The following is a 17,035-nucleotide window of genomic DNA, read 5'->3' as shown; positions in this document are numbered from 1 at the left end:
GTTCGACGCCTACCCTCTCTCATGGGCCAGACAGTTACGAGAGTCGCTCGAATCGGTCTCGTCGGGTTAACGATACTGGTCGCACTGCCGCTGCTGACGGTGGCGTTGGTCGGCGGGCCGCCGATGGGATGGTGGGCGGGCGGCCACATGGCCGGCGACGCGTGGGGCGGTGGCGTGGGGGCGTTCGTCGTGATGGCCCTCTGGATGCTCGTGCCGCTTCTCGCCGTGCTGGGCGGTGGCTACCTGTTACTCCGCGCGCTCGGCGGTGACGGTGAGCGCGGTGGCGACCGGGCGCTCGAAGAACTTCGGGTCGCCTACGCCCGCGGCGAACTGACCGACGAGGAGTACGAATCACGCCGACAGCGCCTCGAACGGGAGACGTAGCGACTCCCGCTGAGTTAGTCGTCTCTCGCGAACGTCCGAAGTTCGGCGACGACGTCACCTTCGAACCGATGGACGTCGACGAACTCGAACAGGCGCTCGCCGTCGACGCCGAGCAGACGGCCGCGAACGACGAGCTCCGAGCCGTCGCCGTTCTCGTATATCTCGTCGAGTTCGTGACTCGTGCGCTTGTTCGGTCGCTCGTCGCGCATGAACGAGACGAACGTCTCGCGGCCGTCGAGCGTCCTGTCGGGACGGTCGTGGACGAACGTCGGCGCGAGGTGGTCAGACAGCGCCGGGTAGTCGTGTTCGTCGAGCGCCGAGTAGTACGCGCGGACGACGGCGACGTGGTCCATGTGTCCTCACTCCGTGGTGGTGCCGTATGATGGTTTTGGCGAACAGACGAGCGAATCGGTGGGTCGTCGAAGTCGCACGTCGGATGCTCGCGCTCCCGCCTCGTTCGACGCGCGTCGGCTCGTCAGGTCACGAGGCGAGGTGGCCCCGTCATCGCGGATAAACGCTCGCAGTGACGCGTCGTCCGGCCGGCGAACGAGGCGTTTTTCTGCTACGGTCGTCCATCCTCGGTGTGGAGCTTCACGTCCGGTACGAGGGAGACGACGACCCGACAAAATGTACGGCGAGGAAACTCGCCCGATTCGACCTCACGGAGTTACATCGTACCGACCGGGCGGCGCCCCGCGGCGTCATCCTCAACCCCCACGCCGACCAGGCGCTGTCGCCCGCGGACGCGCCACGGGCCGAGGAGCGGGGACTCGTCGCGCTCGACTGCTCGTGGGAGTCCGCCGAACGCGCGATGTTCACGCTCGGCGGCATCCACCGCGCACTGCCGTTTCTCGTCGCCGGCAACCCCGTGAACTTCGGCCGACCGATGGAACTCACGACGGTGGAGGCGCTGGCGGCGGCGCTCTGTATCTTCGGTCACGACGACTACGCCGAGGAGATTCTCTCGAAGTTCACGTGGGGCCACACCTTTCTGGAACTGAACGAGGAGCCGCTGCGGCGCTACGCTTCGTGTGCGGACTCGACCGAAGTCGTCGAAGTGCAGGCCGAGTATCTCGACCGGGAGTAAGTGGTCACCGGACGCGGGAGTGAGTAGTCACCGGACGCGGGAGTGTAGTCACCGGATGCGGGAGTATAGTCACCGGACGCGGGAGCGTCAGCAACGTCGAAAATGCGGAAAATCGGTTTGGGTTCGTCAGCGACCGGTCGGTTGGGTCCGGTCGACGGGCGACGAACGCTTCAGCATGGCACCAATCGCACCGCCGACCGCGCCGGGGATGGCGTAGAGGCCGAGGAACAGGAGAGCGACGAGCGCAAACGTGAGGCCGACGAAGCCGAGGAGTACCGTCCCCAGAACCGCCAGCACCGCGTACACCAGTATCGCGCCGATAGTCGTGGCGACGATACCGTTGACGGCACCGTTGCCCATTCCGTGGCCCGCGACGTACCCGGCGGCGAGTCCGCCGACGATACCCGTCACACCCCATCCGACGACGGGGAGCGTGAGGTCGGTCAGCGGGATCGCGTTGCCGCCGAGTAGTCCGAGTGCGAGCGTGACGACGAATCCGATGGCGATTGCGCGCCAGTTCAACTCTGCCATAGCAACGGAGAGAACGCGACGCAGGATATTGAACTCGTCTGACGAACTCTCGGACACTCCCGGAAACCGGCGAGACGCGGCGTCGACTCAGCTCTTCGCCCACGCGCCGACCGCACCCGCGAGCGCGCTGTCTACGGCGAACAGGAGGGTGATCACCGCGCCGACGACGAGGATGCCGCCGCCGGCGACGAGACCGCCGAGCGGGCCGCCGGCGAAGCCGAGAAGGCCGCCGAGCAGCGCGACGAAGAGGGTGAGAACGATACCCGAGATCGACCCCGCGACGAGGCCGTGCCACGCGCCGCGGCCGAGACTCCCGCCCGCGAGGTAGCCCGCCGCGAACCCGCCGATGAGACCCGCGCCGATCTGTCCGACTATCGGTACCGAGAGGCCGACGGCTCCGACGACGAGGAGGACGACGAAGCCGACGCCGACCGCGCGCCAATCTGTCATGGGCGAACGTAGGTCGTCACGGGGCAAAAGCGTCGTGCCTGGGCCGGATTTGGGCCCCGGAGAGAACCGAGCGTGAAACGTTGGCGCACGGGCCACACAAACGGACGCCCTTTAGTACGCCCGTCGTCAAAGGATGACCATGATTTTCGAGAATCTTCCGACGACGCCCCGGTCGGAGGAGCTCATCGACAAAGCGTTCTCGCGGGCGGCGCGGGCGGGGCGAGCCAAGTCGGGCCTCGAAGCCCAGGAGTCGATGCTGCAGACGGCGGCGAACATCCTCTCGGACAACGTCCAGAACGTCGTGACGGCGTGGCCGGACTTCGAGACGGTCGACCCGTTCTACTACGAACTCGCGGACGCCGTGCTCCGCAGGCAAGGGACGTTCGCGTCTGAGGCCGACGATATCGAAGGCGACGGAGGCGTCGACACGCTCCGGCAGAGCCTCGCGAACCTCACGTGGGCCGGGCGTCAAATCAAAGAGCTCCACCGCGAGTACGTCTCGAAGCTCCGCCGCAGCAACATCGACACGGCGCGAAAACACCGCAAACAGGCGTTCGCGCGGATGGCCGACATAATCGAGCAGGTCGAAGACGACCTGCTGCGCGTCAGCGAGGCGCGCGACGCGCTGAAGAATCTCCCCGACGTGCGCCCGGACGAACCGGCCATCGTCGTCGCCGGCTACCCGAACGTCGGCAAGTCGTCGTTCGTCAACACGGTGACCCGCGCGAGCAACGAAATCGCCTCCTACCCGTTCACGACGAAAGGCGTCCAACTCGGTCACTTCGAGCGCAACCGCATCCGCTACCAGATTATCGACACGCCCGGCCTCCTGGACCGACCCGAAGCCGAGCGCAACGACATCGAGCGGCAGGCGGTCAGCGCACTCGAACACCTCGCCGACGCCGTGCTGTTCGTCGTCGACGCCAGCGGCGACTGCGGCTACCCGCTCGACGCGCAGTTGGAGCTCCGCGACGAACTGCAGCGACGGTTCGACGCGCCCGTCCTCACCGTCTGTAACAAGAGCGACCGCTCGACGGACGTCGACGCCGACGCCTACATGAGCGTCACCGAAGGGGAGGGTGTCGACGACGTGCTCGACATGGCCGTCGACGCCGTCGGCTTCGAACCTGACATCCCGCCGTCGCGGCGCGAGTAAGCCGAAGCCGAGGGCTCCCTCGAAGTGTTCGGTAGGTTTCCGAAATAAAGTGACTGGATAGCGCCCGAACGGCTGTCCGCTACCGGTAGACGGTCATCCAGGCGTGGGCGTGCCGGGCCCCATCGGCGTTTCGTCGTCCTCCTTGTCACCGCGGTTGAGGATTGCATCTCGAACCCGGTCAAACGCGGACTTGTCCGTGCGAGTGATGGGTGAGTGCATACTGCATTCCGTGTTGGTTATTAGCACACTTAGGCCTGGTGGGAGCAGGTGTTCGACGAGGTGACGATGCAGCACGCTCGGCAGAACCGTCGTCGCTCACCGAGCGAGGGGACAGTATCGGCGAGAAAGCGTCCGAAGCACCAGTAGGAGTGTATCGGGTCGAGCGGATGGGGCCGCGTCAGCGGGGAAGCGAGAGGCGAACCGCGGAGGGCGGTAGCGTCAGCGGGGAGGTGGGGGCGAACCGTTGGGGAGGCGGCGTCAGCGGGGCGAACCGCGGAGGGAGACGGCGTCAGCGGGAGGCGAACCGCGGAGGGAGGTGGCGTCAGCGGACGACCAATCGGACCACTCTACTTCGTCGCTCAGTTGGCCGCGTACGTCGCTTGCACCGTCACGGTGACGGAGACCGGTCCGGGGCGAACGCTCGTCCCGGCCGCTCCGGCGTCGCTGGCCATCTCGTAGCGGGGCGAGTACGGGTCGCTCGCGCTAGTCGTCGAGAGGGTTCTGACTTCACCGAGTTCGAGGTCGGCGGCCGAAGCGAGACTCGACGCCTCGCCCTCGGCGTCGGCGACGGCGGCGTCGATGGCTTCTTCGCGGAGTTCGGCGCGCTTCTCGTCGCTCAGCGTGAACTGGACGCCGTCGACGCGGGAGGCGCCGTTGTCGACGGCGACGTCGATGAGTTCGCCGGCGCGGTCGGGCGTCGCCTCCACGCGGTAGGCGTGGCGGGCGGTGTAGCCGACGACCCGACGCTCCTCGCCGCTGTGGTCGTAGTCGGGCTGGACGGCGTAGTACTGGGTGGTGATATCGTCCTCGGCGACGCCGGCGTCGACGAGCGCCGCGACGAGCGTGTCGGAGCGGTTAGCAACGGTGTCGCGGGCCTCGGCGGCGCTGTCGGCGCGCGCTTCGACTGTGACCGAGAGCACCGCGACGTCCGGGTCGGCGCTGGCTTCGCCCGACCCGGAGACGGAGAGCTGCTGACCGTCGGCGGCGGACGGAGACGAGGTCTGTAACGGTGCGAGACACCCGGCCGTCAACAGCGCGACGGCCAACACGACTGCGGGTAATCTGAGGCGCATACCGTCAGATAGTCACCTGAAACTATCAAGGCGCGCTAAGCACAAAGAGCCGTTTTACATACCGCCGCGCGCGTCCGCGAGGGAACCGCCGACCGGGCTGCTACCTCCTCCGACTGCGACACGGACCCGGTCCGGTCCGTCGACCGGTCGATTTCGACGTATCTGACGACGACCGTGGTTCGTTCGGAACTGGCGATACCGAACGGTGCGTTCGTGTTCGCGCGGATGCGCTCGACGATGGCGTCGGCCACCGGCGGCGGGTCCATACCGACCGGGTGGCCGACCGTGACGGTGACCTGCCGCGGTTGACGGAACGGAATCTCGTCGTCGTACTGGACTTCGAGGTTGAGACGCGTCAGGTCCTCGTGTTCGGACAGCACCGCGTCGACGGACGTTCGGGCGGTCTCCTCGAAGCTACTCGTCCGGAAACTGGCGTACGTGACGCCCCCGAGAAACGACGAGAGCACGAGGATGGCGACGCCGAGCACCAGGATGCGTCGAAACGTCGCGTCTTCGGCGCTCGGGCGCTGAAAGAGGTCGACGGGGCGGTACCCCATGTACCAGAGCACCCCGAGAGCGGTGAAGTTTATCGAGATGAAGTTGACCAACACGAGGACGAACGACCCGAGAACGGTCGCCGGACTCCCCCACGCGATACCGATGCCGACGACGGCGATGGGCGGGACGAGCGCCGCGGCGATCATCACGCCGACGAGCGCCGCCGAGACCCCGGAAGAGATGCTCAGCGCGCCCGCGACGCCCGCCGCGAGCGCCACCGCCAGCGAGAGCACGTCGGGCGCGAGACGGAGGCGCACCTGCTGAACCTGAAACACCTCCTGGACGCCGAAGGGCGCGATGCCGGTCAGACGGAGAATCAACGCGAACACGGCGGCGCTGACGATGGCGAGGGCACCGCCCGCGATCTGCTGTTTGGCCCCTCTCAGGAACAGGTCGCGGTCGTCGACGACGCTGCCGACGCTCGTCGCCATCGCGGGGCCGACGAGCGGCGCGATAACCATCGACCCGACGATGACCGCGGCGTCGTTGAGCAGCAGTCCCGCGGTGGCGACGACGGCGCTGATCACCGTCATCGTCACGAACACCGGCATCTCCGGGGCGAGTTGCTCGGCCGAGGCGACGAGCTCCTCGCGGGCGATTCTGTCGCCGTTGTCCTCCTCCTCGGCGTACTTCTCTCGCAGACCGTCGAAGCGCCGCGAGATGACCGTCTCCGCGTCGAGAACGACGGTGTACGCGTCGCGCTCGATTCCCGTCTCTCGGAGTTTCTCGAGCACCGGTTCGACCGCGTTCGTCGGCAACGGAATCGAGACGATGGCGATGTACTCGCGGCCGCTGGTCTCGTCTGAGAGCGCGTAGTCGATGCCCTCGTCGTCGAGGAGGTTCAAAATCGCCTCCCGCTTGCCCGCCGGAACCATCACCTGAACGAGTCGCACACCCGATACTCACAGCGAGAGGGGAAATATCCTGAGGAGTGGGTCGTCCGAGGAGACGGCGGGCTCAGTTCGGTTCCAGACGCTGTAGTACCGGTATCTCGGCGAGCTTCTCCGCGCCGAGCGCGTTCCAGTCGACGCCGCCGGGCCGGTCGTACCGCGTCTCGGTCCGAACCGTCCGCTCGGGTGTCACCACGAGGTCGAGCGGAACGTCGTGGGCGTCGGGCGTCACCTCGGCGTCGTCGACGACTTGCAGTTCGTGGACCGTCGTCGCCACTGTCGTCTCGTCGTCGACGCAGTCGAGTTCCCGAAGCACCGCGAACTCGAGGTCGCTGTACCCCTCTCCCTTGCCGATTCGTGCACCCGTCTCGGCGACGGCGACGCTGCCGGCGACGATGAAGTCGACGTGCGGCATCTCGTCGGGGCCGACGGGGACGCCGTGCTTCGCCGACCCGGAGATCGTCGTCGCGGCGTCGATGTCGGCTATCTCCGCGGGGTCGAGTTTCAGAAACGGTTCCTCGTCGCGGAGTCGGGGGACGGCCACGTAGACCGTCTTGCCGTCGCGGAGCGCTCGGCGTCGAACGGGCAGCTGCGGCGCGTCGGGATTCGCCTTCACCGTCTCCGCCGCTCGCCACTCGTCGGTGTCGGCGAGTCCGTCGGCGGCCGCTTTCGCTCCGGCGAAGTTCGTGATTCGGCCCTCCGGCGGGTACGGAAAGCGGTTGACGCCCTCGGTTTCGAGGGTGGTCCAGACGCGTTCGCGGAGGTCCTGTTTCTCCATCGCGAGGGGGTTGTCGCCGACGCCACGAAAAGATCACCGGGTCCGCGCCCGACTCGGACGACCCCGAGTCGGACAGACCCGAATGACCCCGAGTCGGGCGGCCTCGGACGGGCCCGGAGCGACGCCCCCCGGCGAGAACGGCGTCCGGCGGCGCGGACGGGAGTCGACGACGACGAGCGGCGCGTCCCGCGGCGTTTATCCGGCCGAGCGAACTATCGAGCGTATGTTCGAGAACCGACCGAACCGCGACGCCGAGGTGGTGTTCGTCGGCCGGTCGAACGTCGGGAAGTCGACGCTGATGCGCGAGTTGACCGGCCACTCCGGGTTCAGCACCGGAAAGAAGCCTGGCGTCACCCGCGAGCCGAACCACTTCGACTGGGCCGCCGAGAGCTTCATGTTCACCGACCTCCCGGGCTTCGGTTTCATGTCCGGCGTCGAGGAGGGCCGTCGCGAGCGGATCAAAACCGATATCGTCCGCTACATCGAGGACAACGCCGACTCGATTCTCGCCGCGGTGCTCGTCGTCGACGGCAAGAGCGTCGTCGACATCATCGACCGCCACACGAACGACGACGAGATTCCCCACGACGTGGAGATGTTCTACTTCCTCGACGAACTCGACGTCCCCGTCGTCGTCGCCGTCAACAAGATGGACAAAGTCGACGACAGGGACGAGCGACTGAACGAACTCTGCGACCGTCTCGGCCTGTTTCCGCCGTGGGAGCAGTGGGAAGGCGAGGTCGTCGCCCCCATCAGCGCCAAACGCGGCAGCATCGAACCGCTCAAGGAGGCGCTCCGATTCCACTTTCACGAGGCCAAGCGAGACGACTTACTGAAGTTCGTGAAGTAGCGGCGCGGTCCCGTCCGCGGGTCGGCTCTCGACTGCCGCGCTGTATAGACCACGGCCGAACTGTCTCTATATAGTCAAGAACACCCATACACGATTTATGGTCCCTCGTGCTGTTCTCACTGCGCCGGTGACATCCATGGCTACGAAACAGACAGAGACGGTGCTCTCACAGCACCTCACGACCGAACAGTACACGAAAGTCACCGATATCGCCGCGGAGGAGGGTTGCTCCGTCGACGACCTCCTCGCCGACATCGTCGACGAGTACGTCACGGAGTACGAGGCTGACGACCGCGAGACCAGCGGGACGGAACGGCCGCTTCACCCGCAGACGCGGGTCGGGCGTCGCTCCAGCTACTTCTGACGCCGCGTCGTCTCCGTCGCCGAGTGTCAGACCGCTCAGACGACCCGATTGACCATCTCCTCGCCGTCCCGAACCCGCTCGACGTTCTCCCGAAGGAGGCCGGCGATATCGCGGTGGTAGTCGCGCGTCATCGCGCCGACGTGCGGCGTCAGCACGACCTGCTCGAACTCCCAGAGCGGCGAGTCCTCGGGAAGCGGTTCCTCGGCGAACACGTCGAGCCCTGCGCCCGCAATCTCGCCCTCGCGGAGCGCCGCGACCAGCGCGTCCTCGTCGACGACGGGACCGCGAGCGACGTTGACGAGGTAGGCGTCCTCGCGCATCGCCTCGAACTCGGCCGCGTCGACGAGCCCTTCCGTCTCCTCGGTCAGCGGCGTCGCCACCGCGACGAACCGCGCGTCGGCGATAGCTTCGTGCAGGCGGTCGGGGGTGTACACCGTCTCGACGCCGTCGACGGGGTCGCCCGACCGGCGGACGCCGACGACGTCCATCCCGAGGCCGTTCGCCCGCTCGACGATGCCGCGGCCGAGCGTCCCGAGGCCGACGACGCAGATTCGCTCGCCGTCGACGGTGAACGGTCGCTCGTACGGCAGGCGCGTCCACTCCCGTTCGTTCTGCGCGTCGCGGTAGACGTACAGTCCGCGCGCGAACGAGAGCATCATCCCGGCCACCGTCTCGCCGATGGTGGTCCCGTGGATGCCGGTGCTGTTGGTCAGCGCGACGCCGGCTTCCTCGTAGGCCGGAACGTCGAACTCGTCGTAACCCGCGCGGATGCAGTGGACCCAGTCGGCGTCCAGAAAGCCCGTCCCGGGCCCGAAGGCGACGACCGCGTCGCCGGACCCGAACTCGGTGCCGTCTTCGACCTGCTCGACCGGGACGTCGAGGTCCGACAGCGCGTCCGCGAGCGCCGCGCCGGGAAGCGCCTCCTCGACCGACTCGTGAACCGCGATGCGAGTGAGATTCATACGGGGTACGTCACGGAGGACGCTCCTGAACGTTTCGAGGCCGGTCGAATCCGCCGGAGTCGTCGCTGGCGGTCGTGAGGAAGGGCGACTCGGAGTGAGGGTGTCGTCACAAGGGGCTCGGAGGGGGTAACCCTCGTCACTGTCGCCCACCGGGAGTACGAGAGACGGGGTTTTGACCGTCACGGTCCGCCGTCGCGGCGCGGTCGACGGAGGCCGAACCGCTACTCGCTCCACTCCCGCCACTCGCGTCGGTCCTCGGCCAACCGCGCCACCTCCTCGGCGTCGAGAACGCCCGACTCGGTGACGACTCCCGAGACGAACGCCGCGGGCGTCCGGTCGAACAGCGGGTTCTCGACCGACAGCGGCGCCGCCCCGTCGTACAGCTCCGACTCGGGCCGCGACTCCGGCGAGAACTCGTCGTCTGCGCTCACTTTGTCCGCGGCGGCGACGACGTAGAGAGGGACTCCCTCGCGCTCGGCGACGAGCGCCAGCATCCTCGTCCCCGCTTTGTTTGCGACGCTCCCGTCCGGAAAGACCGTGTCCGCGCCGACCAACGCGGCCGAAACGTCGCTCTCGGCGGCGACGTGCGCGAGCGCCGCGTCCGTCGTGAGCGTCACGTCCAGTCCCGCCTCCGCGAACGATTCGGCGGCGTCGACGCCCTCGCCCCCCGGCCGAGACTCGGCGACGAGCACGGGCCGTTCGGTCGCCGAGAGCGCGGCTGTCGCCGTCCCGGAGCGCGAGAGCGTCGCTATCGCGCCCTCGTCGAGCGTCGAGAGGAGTTCGGTCGCCCGCGCCGCCGCCCCCTCGTCCGCGTCGAGCGCCGCTCGAATCACCGCCTCCGCCGCGTCGCGGACGCCCGCCGGCGTTTGGCCGCTCTCCGCCGCCTCGGACATCGTCCGGTTGATTCGGTTGGCGACGACGGCCATCCCCGGCCGAGCGTCGCGGAGCTCGCGGGCGACGGCGGCGACGCGGGCCCAGCCGTCCTCACCGTCGTCGCCGTGTTCACGGCCTCCCCCGCCGCTTCCGCGTTCGAGGCCGCGCGCGACGTCCGCCGCCTCGTCGCGCAGCGCTTCGAGCGCGCGAACCGAGACGTACGCTGCGCCGTGGGTGTCGTCCCCTCGCACGCTATCGACGGTCGGTGCGACGCGTCGATACGTCTCCCAGAGCTTCGGAACGGTCGGTCGGTCGAGCATCGACTGCGGGGGGAGCCACTCCCAGTCGGCGAGCTCCTCGTTGGGCGACACCTCGCGCGAGTCGGAGTCGAACAGAAACGGGTGGACGGTCCACTCGCGGTCGTTCGCTTCGTCCGTGACGTCGAGCGGGTCGCCCGCGCGGACGAGCGTCGCACCGTCGATGCCCGTCTCCTCGCGTACCTCGCGGCGAGCGTCCGCGGGGGCGTCCTCGGGCGAGCCCTCGACGTAGCCCGAGACGCCGCCCCACAGCCCCGCGTAGGTGCCGACGGCGTCGCTTCGTCGAACCAGCAGGACGTCCGCGCCGCCGCGGAGAAAGACCGTTACGACGTGAGTCATACGCGACGTTAGTCGACCGGCACAACGACTTTTGTGGTCGACGTGGCCGTCTATTCCGTATGCAGGTTGCTATAACTCGGCGACACGCACATTCCGTCGAGTGCGGACGACCTCCCCGAGTGGGTTCGGACTCGGCTGGCCGACGCCGATTACACGCTCCACACCGGGGAGTTCGACTCGGTCGAGGCGTACGAGACGGTGCTGGCGCTCACCGACGGCATGCTGACGGCGGTGGCCGGCGACGCCGACCCGTCGGAGTTGGACCTTCAACCGGTCGAAGCCGTCGAGTTGGAGGGCGTCACGTTCGTCGTGACCCGCGACCGGGCGCGCCTCGCCGACGCCGTGCGAGAGCGTCTCGACGGCGCTCCCGTCGGCGACGACTCCGAAGGTGACCTCGACGTGGTCGGTGTCCTCGGCGACGACCACGACCCGACAGACGAGCGCGTCGACGGCGTTCGAGTGCTTCGTCCGGGCAGCGCGACCGGCGCGCCGCCGACCGCCCAACCGACGATGTTCGTCGCGCAGGTCGAAGACGGCGAGTACGAGACGGCGCTGCGACCGTACGAGGAGTTGCAGTTCGATTAACCGGCAGCGCGGCGCTTTTCACGCCGCTCCGCAACCTCGGAGTATGGAACTGCTCGCCGTCCCCGACCTCCCGGAGATTCGGCCGGGGGACGACCTCGCGGCGCTGATTCGCGAGCGTATCGAACTGGAACCGGACGACGTCGTCTGCGTCGCCAGCACGGTGGTCTCGAAGAGCGAGGGCCGCCTCGCGGAGCTCTCGGAGTTCCCGGCGGGGCCGCGCGCCAGAGAGATCGCCGCACGCCTCGAAGCGATTTCCGGCGACGAGAAAGACCCGCGATTCGCACAGGCCGTCCTGGAGGAGAGCACCGAGATTATCATGGAGGCTCCGTTTCTCCTCACCGAGTCGCGCTTCGGCCACGTCGGCGTCAACGCCGGCATCGACCGCTCGAACGTGGCGGACGCGGACCTCCTCCTCCTGCCGAAACGACCCTCCGAGAGCGCCGAGCGCATCCGCGAGGAACTCCCCGCCGACCGCGTCGTCGTCACCGACACCTGCGGGCGACCGTTCCGCCACGGCCAGCGCGGCGTCGCCATCGGTTGGGCCGGGATGCCCGCCGCCCGCGACTGGCGCGGCGAGTCCGACCGCGACGGCCGCGAACTCGGCGTGACGGTCCAGAACGTCGTCGACGAACTCGCGGCGGCGGCGAACCTCGTCGCCGGCGAGGGCGACGGTGGCACGCCCGTCGTCGTCGTCCGCGGCTTCGAGTTCGGCGACCACGAGGGGTCGGACGCGCACTTCCGCGAGGTCGACGGCGACTTCGTCCGGCAGGCGCTCAGAGAGTGGACGTTCGAGTCGAACTGAAGGGATTCGGCGAGCGACGCGACGCGCGGCGAAGCGACTCAGCGCTCGTCGAGCGCGCGTTCGATGCGGTCGAAGCCGAGTTCGAGTCGGTCGAGGCTGTTGGCGAAACTGAGCCGAAGCTTCCCCGCGCCGGCGTCGCCGAAGCCGTCGCCGGGCGCGAGCACGACGCCGTACTCCGTGAGAAGTTCCTTCGCCACGTCGAGACTCGACCCCTCCACGTCGATGTCGAGGAAGGCGTAGAACGCCCCCTGCGGTTTCGGGCAGCTGAGACCGTCGATGCCGTCGACGCGATCGACGACGTAGTCGCGGCGCTCGCGGAACGCCTCGTACATCGCCTCGACCGGTTCCTGTGGACCCGTCAGCGCCGCGAGCGCGGCGTGCTGGGCGACGCTCGACGCGCACGAGGTGGTGCTCTCGTGAATCTTGGTCACCTCGTCGATGATTTCGCCGGGGCCGCAGAGCCAGCCGACGCGCCACCCCGTCATCGCGTACGTCTTCGAACAGGAGTTGACGGTCAGCACGTGGTCGGGATGGCCGGTGAGCGCCGCGATGCCCGTCGGGTCGCGGTCGTAGGCGAGTCCCAGATACACCTCGTCGGCGATGACGTAGGCGTCGTACTCGGCGGCCGCGGCGACAACCTCTCGAATCGCGCTTTCGTCGTACATCCGCCCCGTCGGGTTCGAGGGCGAACAGAGGACGACCGCGGCGGTGTTCTCGTTCAGCGCGTCGGTGACGCGCGCGACGTCGAGCGAGTAGCCCTCGTCTGCGGGCATCGGCACCTCGACGGGGACGCCGTCGGCGAGTTTCGCCTGCGCCCAGTAGTTCGGCCAGCTGGGCGAGGGGATGAGCAGTTCCTCGCCGGGGCCCACAGTCGAAAGCACGGCGAGCAGCAACGCTTCCATCCCGCCGTTGGTGACGACGACCTCGTCGGCGGCGACCTCCACGTCGAAGCGGTCGGCCATCGTCCCGGAGATGGCCTCGCGGACTTCGGGGAGGCCGGCGTTCGAGGTGTAGTGCGTCTCTCCCGCGCGAGCGGCCTCGGCGGCGGCGTCGACGACGTGTTCGGGCGTGTCGAAGTCCGGTTCGCCGACTTCGAGGCGGACGAGGTCGCGGTCGGTCGCCTCCGCGAGGTCGAACATCACGCGGATGCTGGAGCGGTCGACCGCCCGGACGCGTTCGGTGGGTGTTGCCATGGTCGTGGTGGCGACCAGCGCCGCAAAAACGTTCGCGTGGCGGCGTTTCGCGCGCGACGGTGGGCGACGACGTGACGCGAACGCAGGCGGCCGGAACCGGCGAAGTGCGCGCAGACAGAGGCAGGTCGTGACGGGACGCCGGTCTTTTTATTTGCGCACACCCTCGGCGCACACGAATGACGACACCCCGCAAGCGCCGCCACTCCCGCCGCCGACCGACGAGACGAGGTGAGCGGTGATGCTCGGCATCGAATTGACGCCCGAACATCCGGTCTCGGAACTCGTCGAACTCGGCGTCGCCGCCGAGGAGACCGGGTTCGACTCGGTGTTCGTCTCCGCGCACTACAACAACCGCGACGCGTTCGCCGTCCTCTCACAACTGGCCGCCGCGACCGACTCGGTTCGACTCGGCCCGGGCGTCGCCAACCCCTTCGAGACGCACCCCGTCACGCTCGCCTCGAAGGTGGCGACGCTCGCGGAAGCCAGCGACGGCCGCGCGACGTTCGGCATCGGGCCGGGCGATCCCTCGACGTTGCGAAATCTGGGCCTCGAAGACGAGCGGGGCCTCCGACCCGTGCTGGAGGCGTTCAAAGTCGCACAGAAGCTCTGGAACGGCGAGCGCGTCGACCACGAGGGGACGTTCAAGGCGCACGACGCCGGGTTGAACTACGACCCGCCGGGCGAGATTCCCGTGTACGTCGGCGGTGAGGGGCCGCACATGTGCCGGATGGCCGCCAAGCACGCCGACGGCCTCCTGTTCAACGGCTCCCACCCCGACGACCTCGCGTGGGCGCGCGAACAGGTCGAACAGGGACTCGCGGACCGACCCGACGAGCGCAGCGAGTTCGACCTCGCGGCCTACGCCTCGGTCAGCGTCGCCAAGGGCAGAGAGTCGGCGCGCGAGGCCGCCCGGCCGCCGGTCGCGTTCATCGCCGCGGGGGCGGCCCCACCGGTGCTGGAGCGACACGGTATCGACCGCGAGCGGGCCGGCGAAATCGGCGAGAAGATAAGCGCGGGCGAGTTTTCAGCAGCCTTCGACCTCGTCACGCCCGCGATGGTCGACGCGTTCTGCATGGCCGGGACGGTCGGCGAGGTGACGACGCGGATGGAGAAGGTGCTTCGGCACGCCGACGGCGTGGTCGTCGGGTCGCCGCTCGGTCCGGACCTCGAATCCGCGATCAGTCTCGCCGGACGCGCGTACGACCGGGCGACGAGACGTTGACGCCGAACTCGCGGACGACCGCGCCGGCGGCGAGGTAGAGCAGCACGAGCGACGCGCCGACGACCATCGCGCCGCCGGCGGCCATCGAAACCGCGCGGAAAACGGTGGAGACGACGTCGCCGCCGGACAGCAGCACGTCGGTGACGAACAGGCCGACGAGTTGGAACGCGCTCACGACGAGTTGTGTGAGGAAGTCGAGTATCGTAACCATGCACGGGCGTTGGAACCGCCGGTATATGGGTGTTGGTGGTTAGCGTCCGTCGTCGCGCCGTTCACGGCGATGGCCGTGTTCGGCGTCCTCGTCCGGTCGCATTCGGCGTCCCGTCTGGCCGCACTCGGCATCCTCGTCCGGTCGCTCGTCTCCGACACCGAGCGCACCGCGTGAACCGTTCAACGGAACCGCTTAAGCGTCGCCGACGACGACGAACGAGCATGGGAGAGGACCGCTCGCTGGACGAGTTCCTCGGCAAGTCGGGGGCGGACAGCGTCGGCGACGGGGAGTCGCCAGAGGAAGACACCGAGCGGAGCGAACCGAACGACGGCGACATCAAGTCACCGAACGACGGCGACGCCGAGGACGCGAAACCGGCGGTCGCCACGTTCCGATGGTCGTCGACGGGCGCGGCCTGCGACGCCTGCGGCGAGACGGTCCAGCGGCGCTGGCGCGACGAGGAGACCGACGGGTTCGTCTGTATCGACTGCAAGCCGTGGTAGCGCGGTAGCGAGACGAAGCGAGGGCAGCGCCCGACTACGCCAACCGGGACTGCCCGCGCTGGAAACCGCGAACGAGCGCCTCCTCCTCGATGGAGAGCACCGTCGGGCGGCCGTGCGGGCAGGCGTACGGCTGGTCGCACTCGCCGAGTCGCCGGAGGAGCGCCGTCGCGTCCTCGCCGGAGAGCGTGTCGCCCGCCTTCAGCGACGGGTGACAGGCGAGGTCCTTCAGCAACTCGTCGCGCAGTTCCTCGGGTTTCGCACCCGCCCGGAGGGTGTCGAGCGTGTCGCGGAGCGCGTCGGCGTCGAGCACGCGCCCGAGCGGCGCGGGGACGGCGGTGAGTCGGAACGCCGACCCGCCGAAGGGGTCGAGGTCGAAGCCGAGTCTCGACAGCGTCTCGCGGTGGCTCTCCACCGCGGCGGCCTCCGGCGGCGACAGCGAGAGCGTCTGGGCGGGGTCGACGTCGACCGACGCCACCTCCTCGCCGTCGAGCGCCGCCCGGAGACGCTCGTAGTTGACGCGCTCGTGGGCGGCGTGCTGGTCGACGACGAGCAGGTCGTCGTCGGCCTCGCAGAGCAGGTACAGTTCGCGGAACTGCCCGATGACGCTCACGTCGTCGAAGTCGGAGTCGCGGGAGGCGGAGGCGAGAGACGAGTCGAGGTCCATCGCCACGGCGGCACTCCGGCGGAGGTCGGCGGTCGTGAGCGCGTCGTTTACCGCCGTCTCGACGGCGTCGGCGACGGCCGACTCGTCGCGGAAGGCGACCCGTTCCTTGGCGGGGTGGACGTTCGCGTCGACCAGTTCCGGGGGAAGCGAGACGGTGACGACGGCGACGGGGAAGCGACCGTTCGAGAGCAGGTTACCGTAGCCGCGGACCGCCGCCCTGCGGACCACCTCGTCGCGCAGCGCCCGGCCGTTGACGGCGGTGTGGACGTGGCTGTGCTGCGCGCGGGTGATGGAGGGGTAGACGAGCAGCCCCTCGACTTCGAGCGAGTACTCGTCTCCGTCGAACTCGACTGTCGTCCGGTGGTCGAACTCGGTGCTCTGTCCGGCCACGTCGCGGCCGTACGCGCCGAGGACGGCGTCGGTGTAGCCCGTTCCCGTCGTCTTGAACGTCTCGCGGCCGTCGTGGGTGAGCGAGAATCTGACGCGGGGGTTCGCCAGCGCGTACCGGGTCACCACGTCGCTGATGCGGCCGAACTCCGTTCGCGCGGCGGCGAGGCTCTTCCGCCGCGCCGGGCGGTTGTGAAAGAGGTCGCGGACCTCGACGGTCGTCCCGACGGCGCGTCCCGCCGGGTCGACGCGCTTCTCGCCGTCTTCGACGACGACGCGGGTCCCCCGCGGGCCGCCGTCGTTCGTCGTCACGTCGAGCGTCGCCACCGATGCCATGCTCGGCAGCGCCTCGCCGCGGAATCCGAGCGTGTCGACGGCGTCGACGTCGTCGGGACCGTCGAGTTTGCTCGTCGTGTGGCGTTCGACGGCGAGGGCGGCGTCGTCCTCGCCCATCCCCGCGCCGTCGTCGGCGACGCGGATGCGTTCGGTGCCGTCGCCGTCGACGGTCACGTCGACGCGGGTCGCGCCCGCGTCAAGGCTGTTCTCCACCAGTTCGGTGACGACGCTGGCCGGGCGCGTCACTACCTCGCCGGCGGCGATCTTCGCTATCGTTTCGCTGTCTAATCGTGAGATCATC

Annotated in this window: 20 protein-coding genes; 9 read left to right on the top strand and 11 right to left on the bottom strand. The window is 68.6% G+C overall.

Features of this window, described 5'->3' with window-relative positions; translation table 11 throughout:
- Nucleotides 1-21: 21 nt before the first annotated feature.
- Nucleotides 22-384: an SHOCT domain-containing protein gene (locus tag FCF25_RS00790; protein WP_137046979.1), complete on the top strand. Its 363-nt coding sequence runs from the start codon at nucleotides 22-24 to the stop codon at nucleotides 382-384.
- Between the two features lie 14 nt (nucleotides 385-398).
- On the opposite strand, the gene FCF25_RS00785 is transcribed toward FCF25_RS00790, so the two are convergent.
- Nucleotides 399-737: a nuclear transport factor 2 family protein gene (locus FCF25_RS00785; protein WP_137046978.1), complete on the bottom strand. Its 339-nt coding sequence runs from the start codon at nucleotides 735-737 to the stop codon at nucleotides 399-401.
- Nucleotides 738-967: 230 nt separating this feature from the next.
- Between FCF25_RS00785 and FCF25_RS00780 the strand changes: the two genes are divergently transcribed.
- On the top strand, nucleotides 968-1,471 hold the full coding sequence (locus FCF25_RS00780) for a DUF367 family protein (protein ID WP_117594316.1): 504 nt from the start codon (nucleotides 968-970) through the stop codon (nucleotides 1,469-1,471).
- A gap of 126 nt (nucleotides 1,472-1,597) precedes the next feature.
- Here FCF25_RS00780 and FCF25_RS00775 read toward each other — a convergent pair whose 3' ends face one another.
- Together FCF25_RS00775 and FCF25_RS00770 are read right to left on the bottom strand one after the other, a co-directional pair.
- The gene (locus FCF25_RS00775; protein WP_117594315.1) at nucleotides 1,598-2,002 is read right to left on the bottom strand and encodes a DUF5518 domain-containing protein; all 405 of its coding nucleotides are present in this window, start codon (nucleotides 2,000-2,002) and stop codon (nucleotides 1,598-1,600) included.
- 87 nt (nucleotides 2,003-2,089) lie between these two features.
- Complete coding sequence (locus FCF25_RS00770) at nucleotides 2,090-2,452, bottom strand: DUF5518 domain-containing protein (protein ID WP_117594314.1); 363 nt, start codon at nucleotides 2,450-2,452, stop codon at nucleotides 2,090-2,092.
- Nucleotides 2,453-2,591: 139 nt separating this feature from the next.
- On the opposite strand from FCF25_RS00770, the gene FCF25_RS00765 reads away from it, so the two are divergent.
- Nucleotides 2,592-3,608: an NOG1 family protein gene (locus FCF25_RS00765; protein WP_137046977.1), complete on the top strand. Its 1,017-nt coding sequence runs from the start codon at nucleotides 2,592-2,594 to the stop codon at nucleotides 3,606-3,608.
- A gap of 578 nt (nucleotides 3,609-4,186) precedes the next feature.
- Here the strand turns inward: FCF25_RS00765 and FCF25_RS00760 are convergent.
- The 3 genes from FCF25_RS00760 to FCF25_RS00750 form a co-directional block, all read right to left on the bottom strand.
- Nucleotides 4,187-4,900 carry an SIMPL domain-containing protein gene (locus FCF25_RS00760; protein ID WP_137046976.1) on the bottom strand — a complete coding sequence of 238 codons (714 nt, stop codon included), beginning with the start codon at nucleotides 4,898-4,900 and terminating at the stop codon, nucleotides 4,187-4,189.
- Between the two features lie 35 nt (nucleotides 4,901-4,935).
- A complete protein-coding gene (locus tag FCF25_RS00755) occupies nucleotides 4,936-6,351 on the bottom strand; it encodes a TIGR00341 family protein (RefSeq protein WP_174786359.1) in 1,416 nt (471 codons plus the stop codon).
- 64 nt (nucleotides 6,352-6,415) lie between these two features.
- Nucleotides 6,416-7,126 (bottom strand): 5-formyltetrahydrofolate cyclo-ligase, encoded by a 711-nt coding sequence (locus FCF25_RS00750; RefSeq protein ID WP_137046975.1) that lies wholly within the window; start codon nucleotides 7,124-7,126, stop codon nucleotides 6,416-6,418.
- A gap of 223 nt (nucleotides 7,127-7,349) precedes the next feature.
- On the opposite strand from FCF25_RS00750, the gene engB reads away from it, so the two are divergent.
- Together engB and FCF25_RS00740 are read left to right on the top strand one after the other, a co-directional pair.
- Nucleotides 7,350-7,976 (top strand): GTP-binding protein EngB, encoded by a 627-nt coding sequence (gene engB / locus FCF25_RS00745; protein WP_117594310.1) that lies wholly within the window; start codon nucleotides 7,350-7,352, stop codon nucleotides 7,974-7,976.
- A gap of 136 nt (nucleotides 7,977-8,112) precedes the next feature.
- Nucleotides 8,113-8,340, top strand: coding sequence for a hypothetical protein (locus FCF25_RS00740; RefSeq protein ID WP_137046974.1), 228 nt, complete (start codon nucleotides 8,113-8,115; stop codon nucleotides 8,338-8,340).
- Nucleotides 8,341-8,375: 35 nt separating this feature from the next.
- Here FCF25_RS00740 and ddh read toward each other — a convergent pair whose 3' ends face one another.
- Together ddh and FCF25_RS00730 are read right to left on the bottom strand one after the other, a co-directional pair.
- Nucleotides 8,376-9,302, bottom strand: coding sequence for a D-2-hydroxyacid dehydrogenase (ddh, locus tag FCF25_RS00735; protein ID WP_137046973.1), 927 nt, complete (start codon nucleotides 9,300-9,302; stop codon nucleotides 8,376-8,378).
- Between the two features lie 221 nt (nucleotides 9,303-9,523).
- Entirely contained in the window at nucleotides 9,524-10,831 is a 1,308-nt protein-coding gene (locus FCF25_RS00730; protein WP_137046972.1) for an NUDIX domain-containing protein, read from the bottom strand.
- Nucleotides 10,832-10,921: 90 nt separating this feature from the next.
- Here FCF25_RS00730 and FCF25_RS00725 point away from each other — a divergent pair, with 90 nt between their 5' ends.
- Together FCF25_RS00725 and FCF25_RS00720 are read left to right on the top strand one after the other, a co-directional pair.
- Nucleotides 10,922-11,416, top strand: a complete 495-nt coding sequence (locus FCF25_RS00725) for a metallophosphoesterase family protein (protein WP_137046971.1) — start codon at nucleotides 10,922-10,924, stop codon at nucleotides 11,414-11,416.
- 43 nt (nucleotides 11,417-11,459) lie between these two features.
- Nucleotides 11,460-12,218, top strand: coding sequence for a coenzyme F420-0:L-glutamate ligase (locus FCF25_RS00720; RefSeq protein ID WP_137046970.1), 759 nt, complete (start codon nucleotides 11,460-11,462; stop codon nucleotides 12,216-12,218).
- Nucleotides 12,219-12,256: 38 nt separating this feature from the next.
- Here FCF25_RS00720 and FCF25_RS00715 read toward each other — a convergent pair whose 3' ends face one another.
- On the bottom strand, nucleotides 12,257-13,411 hold the full coding sequence (locus FCF25_RS00715) for a pyridoxal phosphate-dependent aminotransferase (RefSeq protein ID WP_137046969.1): 1,155 nt from the start codon (nucleotides 13,409-13,411) through the stop codon (nucleotides 12,257-12,259).
- A 238-nt stretch (nucleotides 13,412-13,649) separates the two neighbouring features.
- Between FCF25_RS00715 and FCF25_RS00710 the strand changes: the two genes are divergently transcribed.
- Nucleotides 13,650-14,633, top strand: a complete 984-nt coding sequence (locus tag FCF25_RS00710; protein WP_137046968.1) for a 5,10-methylenetetrahydromethanopterin reductase — start codon at nucleotides 13,650-13,652, stop codon at nucleotides 14,631-14,633.
- On the opposite strand, the gene FCF25_RS00705 is transcribed toward FCF25_RS00710, so the two are convergent.
- Complete coding sequence (locus FCF25_RS00705) at nucleotides 14,590-14,844, bottom strand: hypothetical protein (protein WP_117594302.1); 255 nt, start codon at nucleotides 14,842-14,844, stop codon at nucleotides 14,590-14,592. The two genes, FCF25_RS00710 and FCF25_RS00705, sit on opposite strands and share 44 nt — an antisense overlap.
- Before the next feature lie 221 nt (nucleotides 14,845-15,065).
- Between FCF25_RS00705 and FCF25_RS00700 the strand changes: the two genes are divergently transcribed.
- Nucleotides 15,066-15,347, top strand: coding sequence for a hypothetical protein (locus tag FCF25_RS00700; protein ID WP_137046967.1), 282 nt, complete (start codon nucleotides 15,066-15,068; stop codon nucleotides 15,345-15,347).
- 34 nt (nucleotides 15,348-15,381) lie between these two features.
- Here the strand turns inward: FCF25_RS00700 and mutL are convergent, their stop codons facing one another.
- Entirely contained in the window at nucleotides 15,382-17,034 is a 1,653-nt protein-coding gene (gene mutL, locus FCF25_RS00695) for a DNA mismatch repair endonuclease MutL (protein ID WP_137046966.1), read from the bottom strand.
- Between the last annotated feature and the right edge of the window lies 1 nt (nucleotide 17,035).

Origin of the sequence: Haloprofundus sp. MHR1 (assembly GCF_005155585.1) — an archaeon.
GTDB lineage: Archaea > Halobacteriota > Halobacteria > Halobacteriales > Haloferacaceae > Haloprofundus > Haloprofundus halophilus.
Note: the sequence above shows the minus strand (reverse complement) of the source record. Positions and strands in the feature narration are given on the sequence as shown.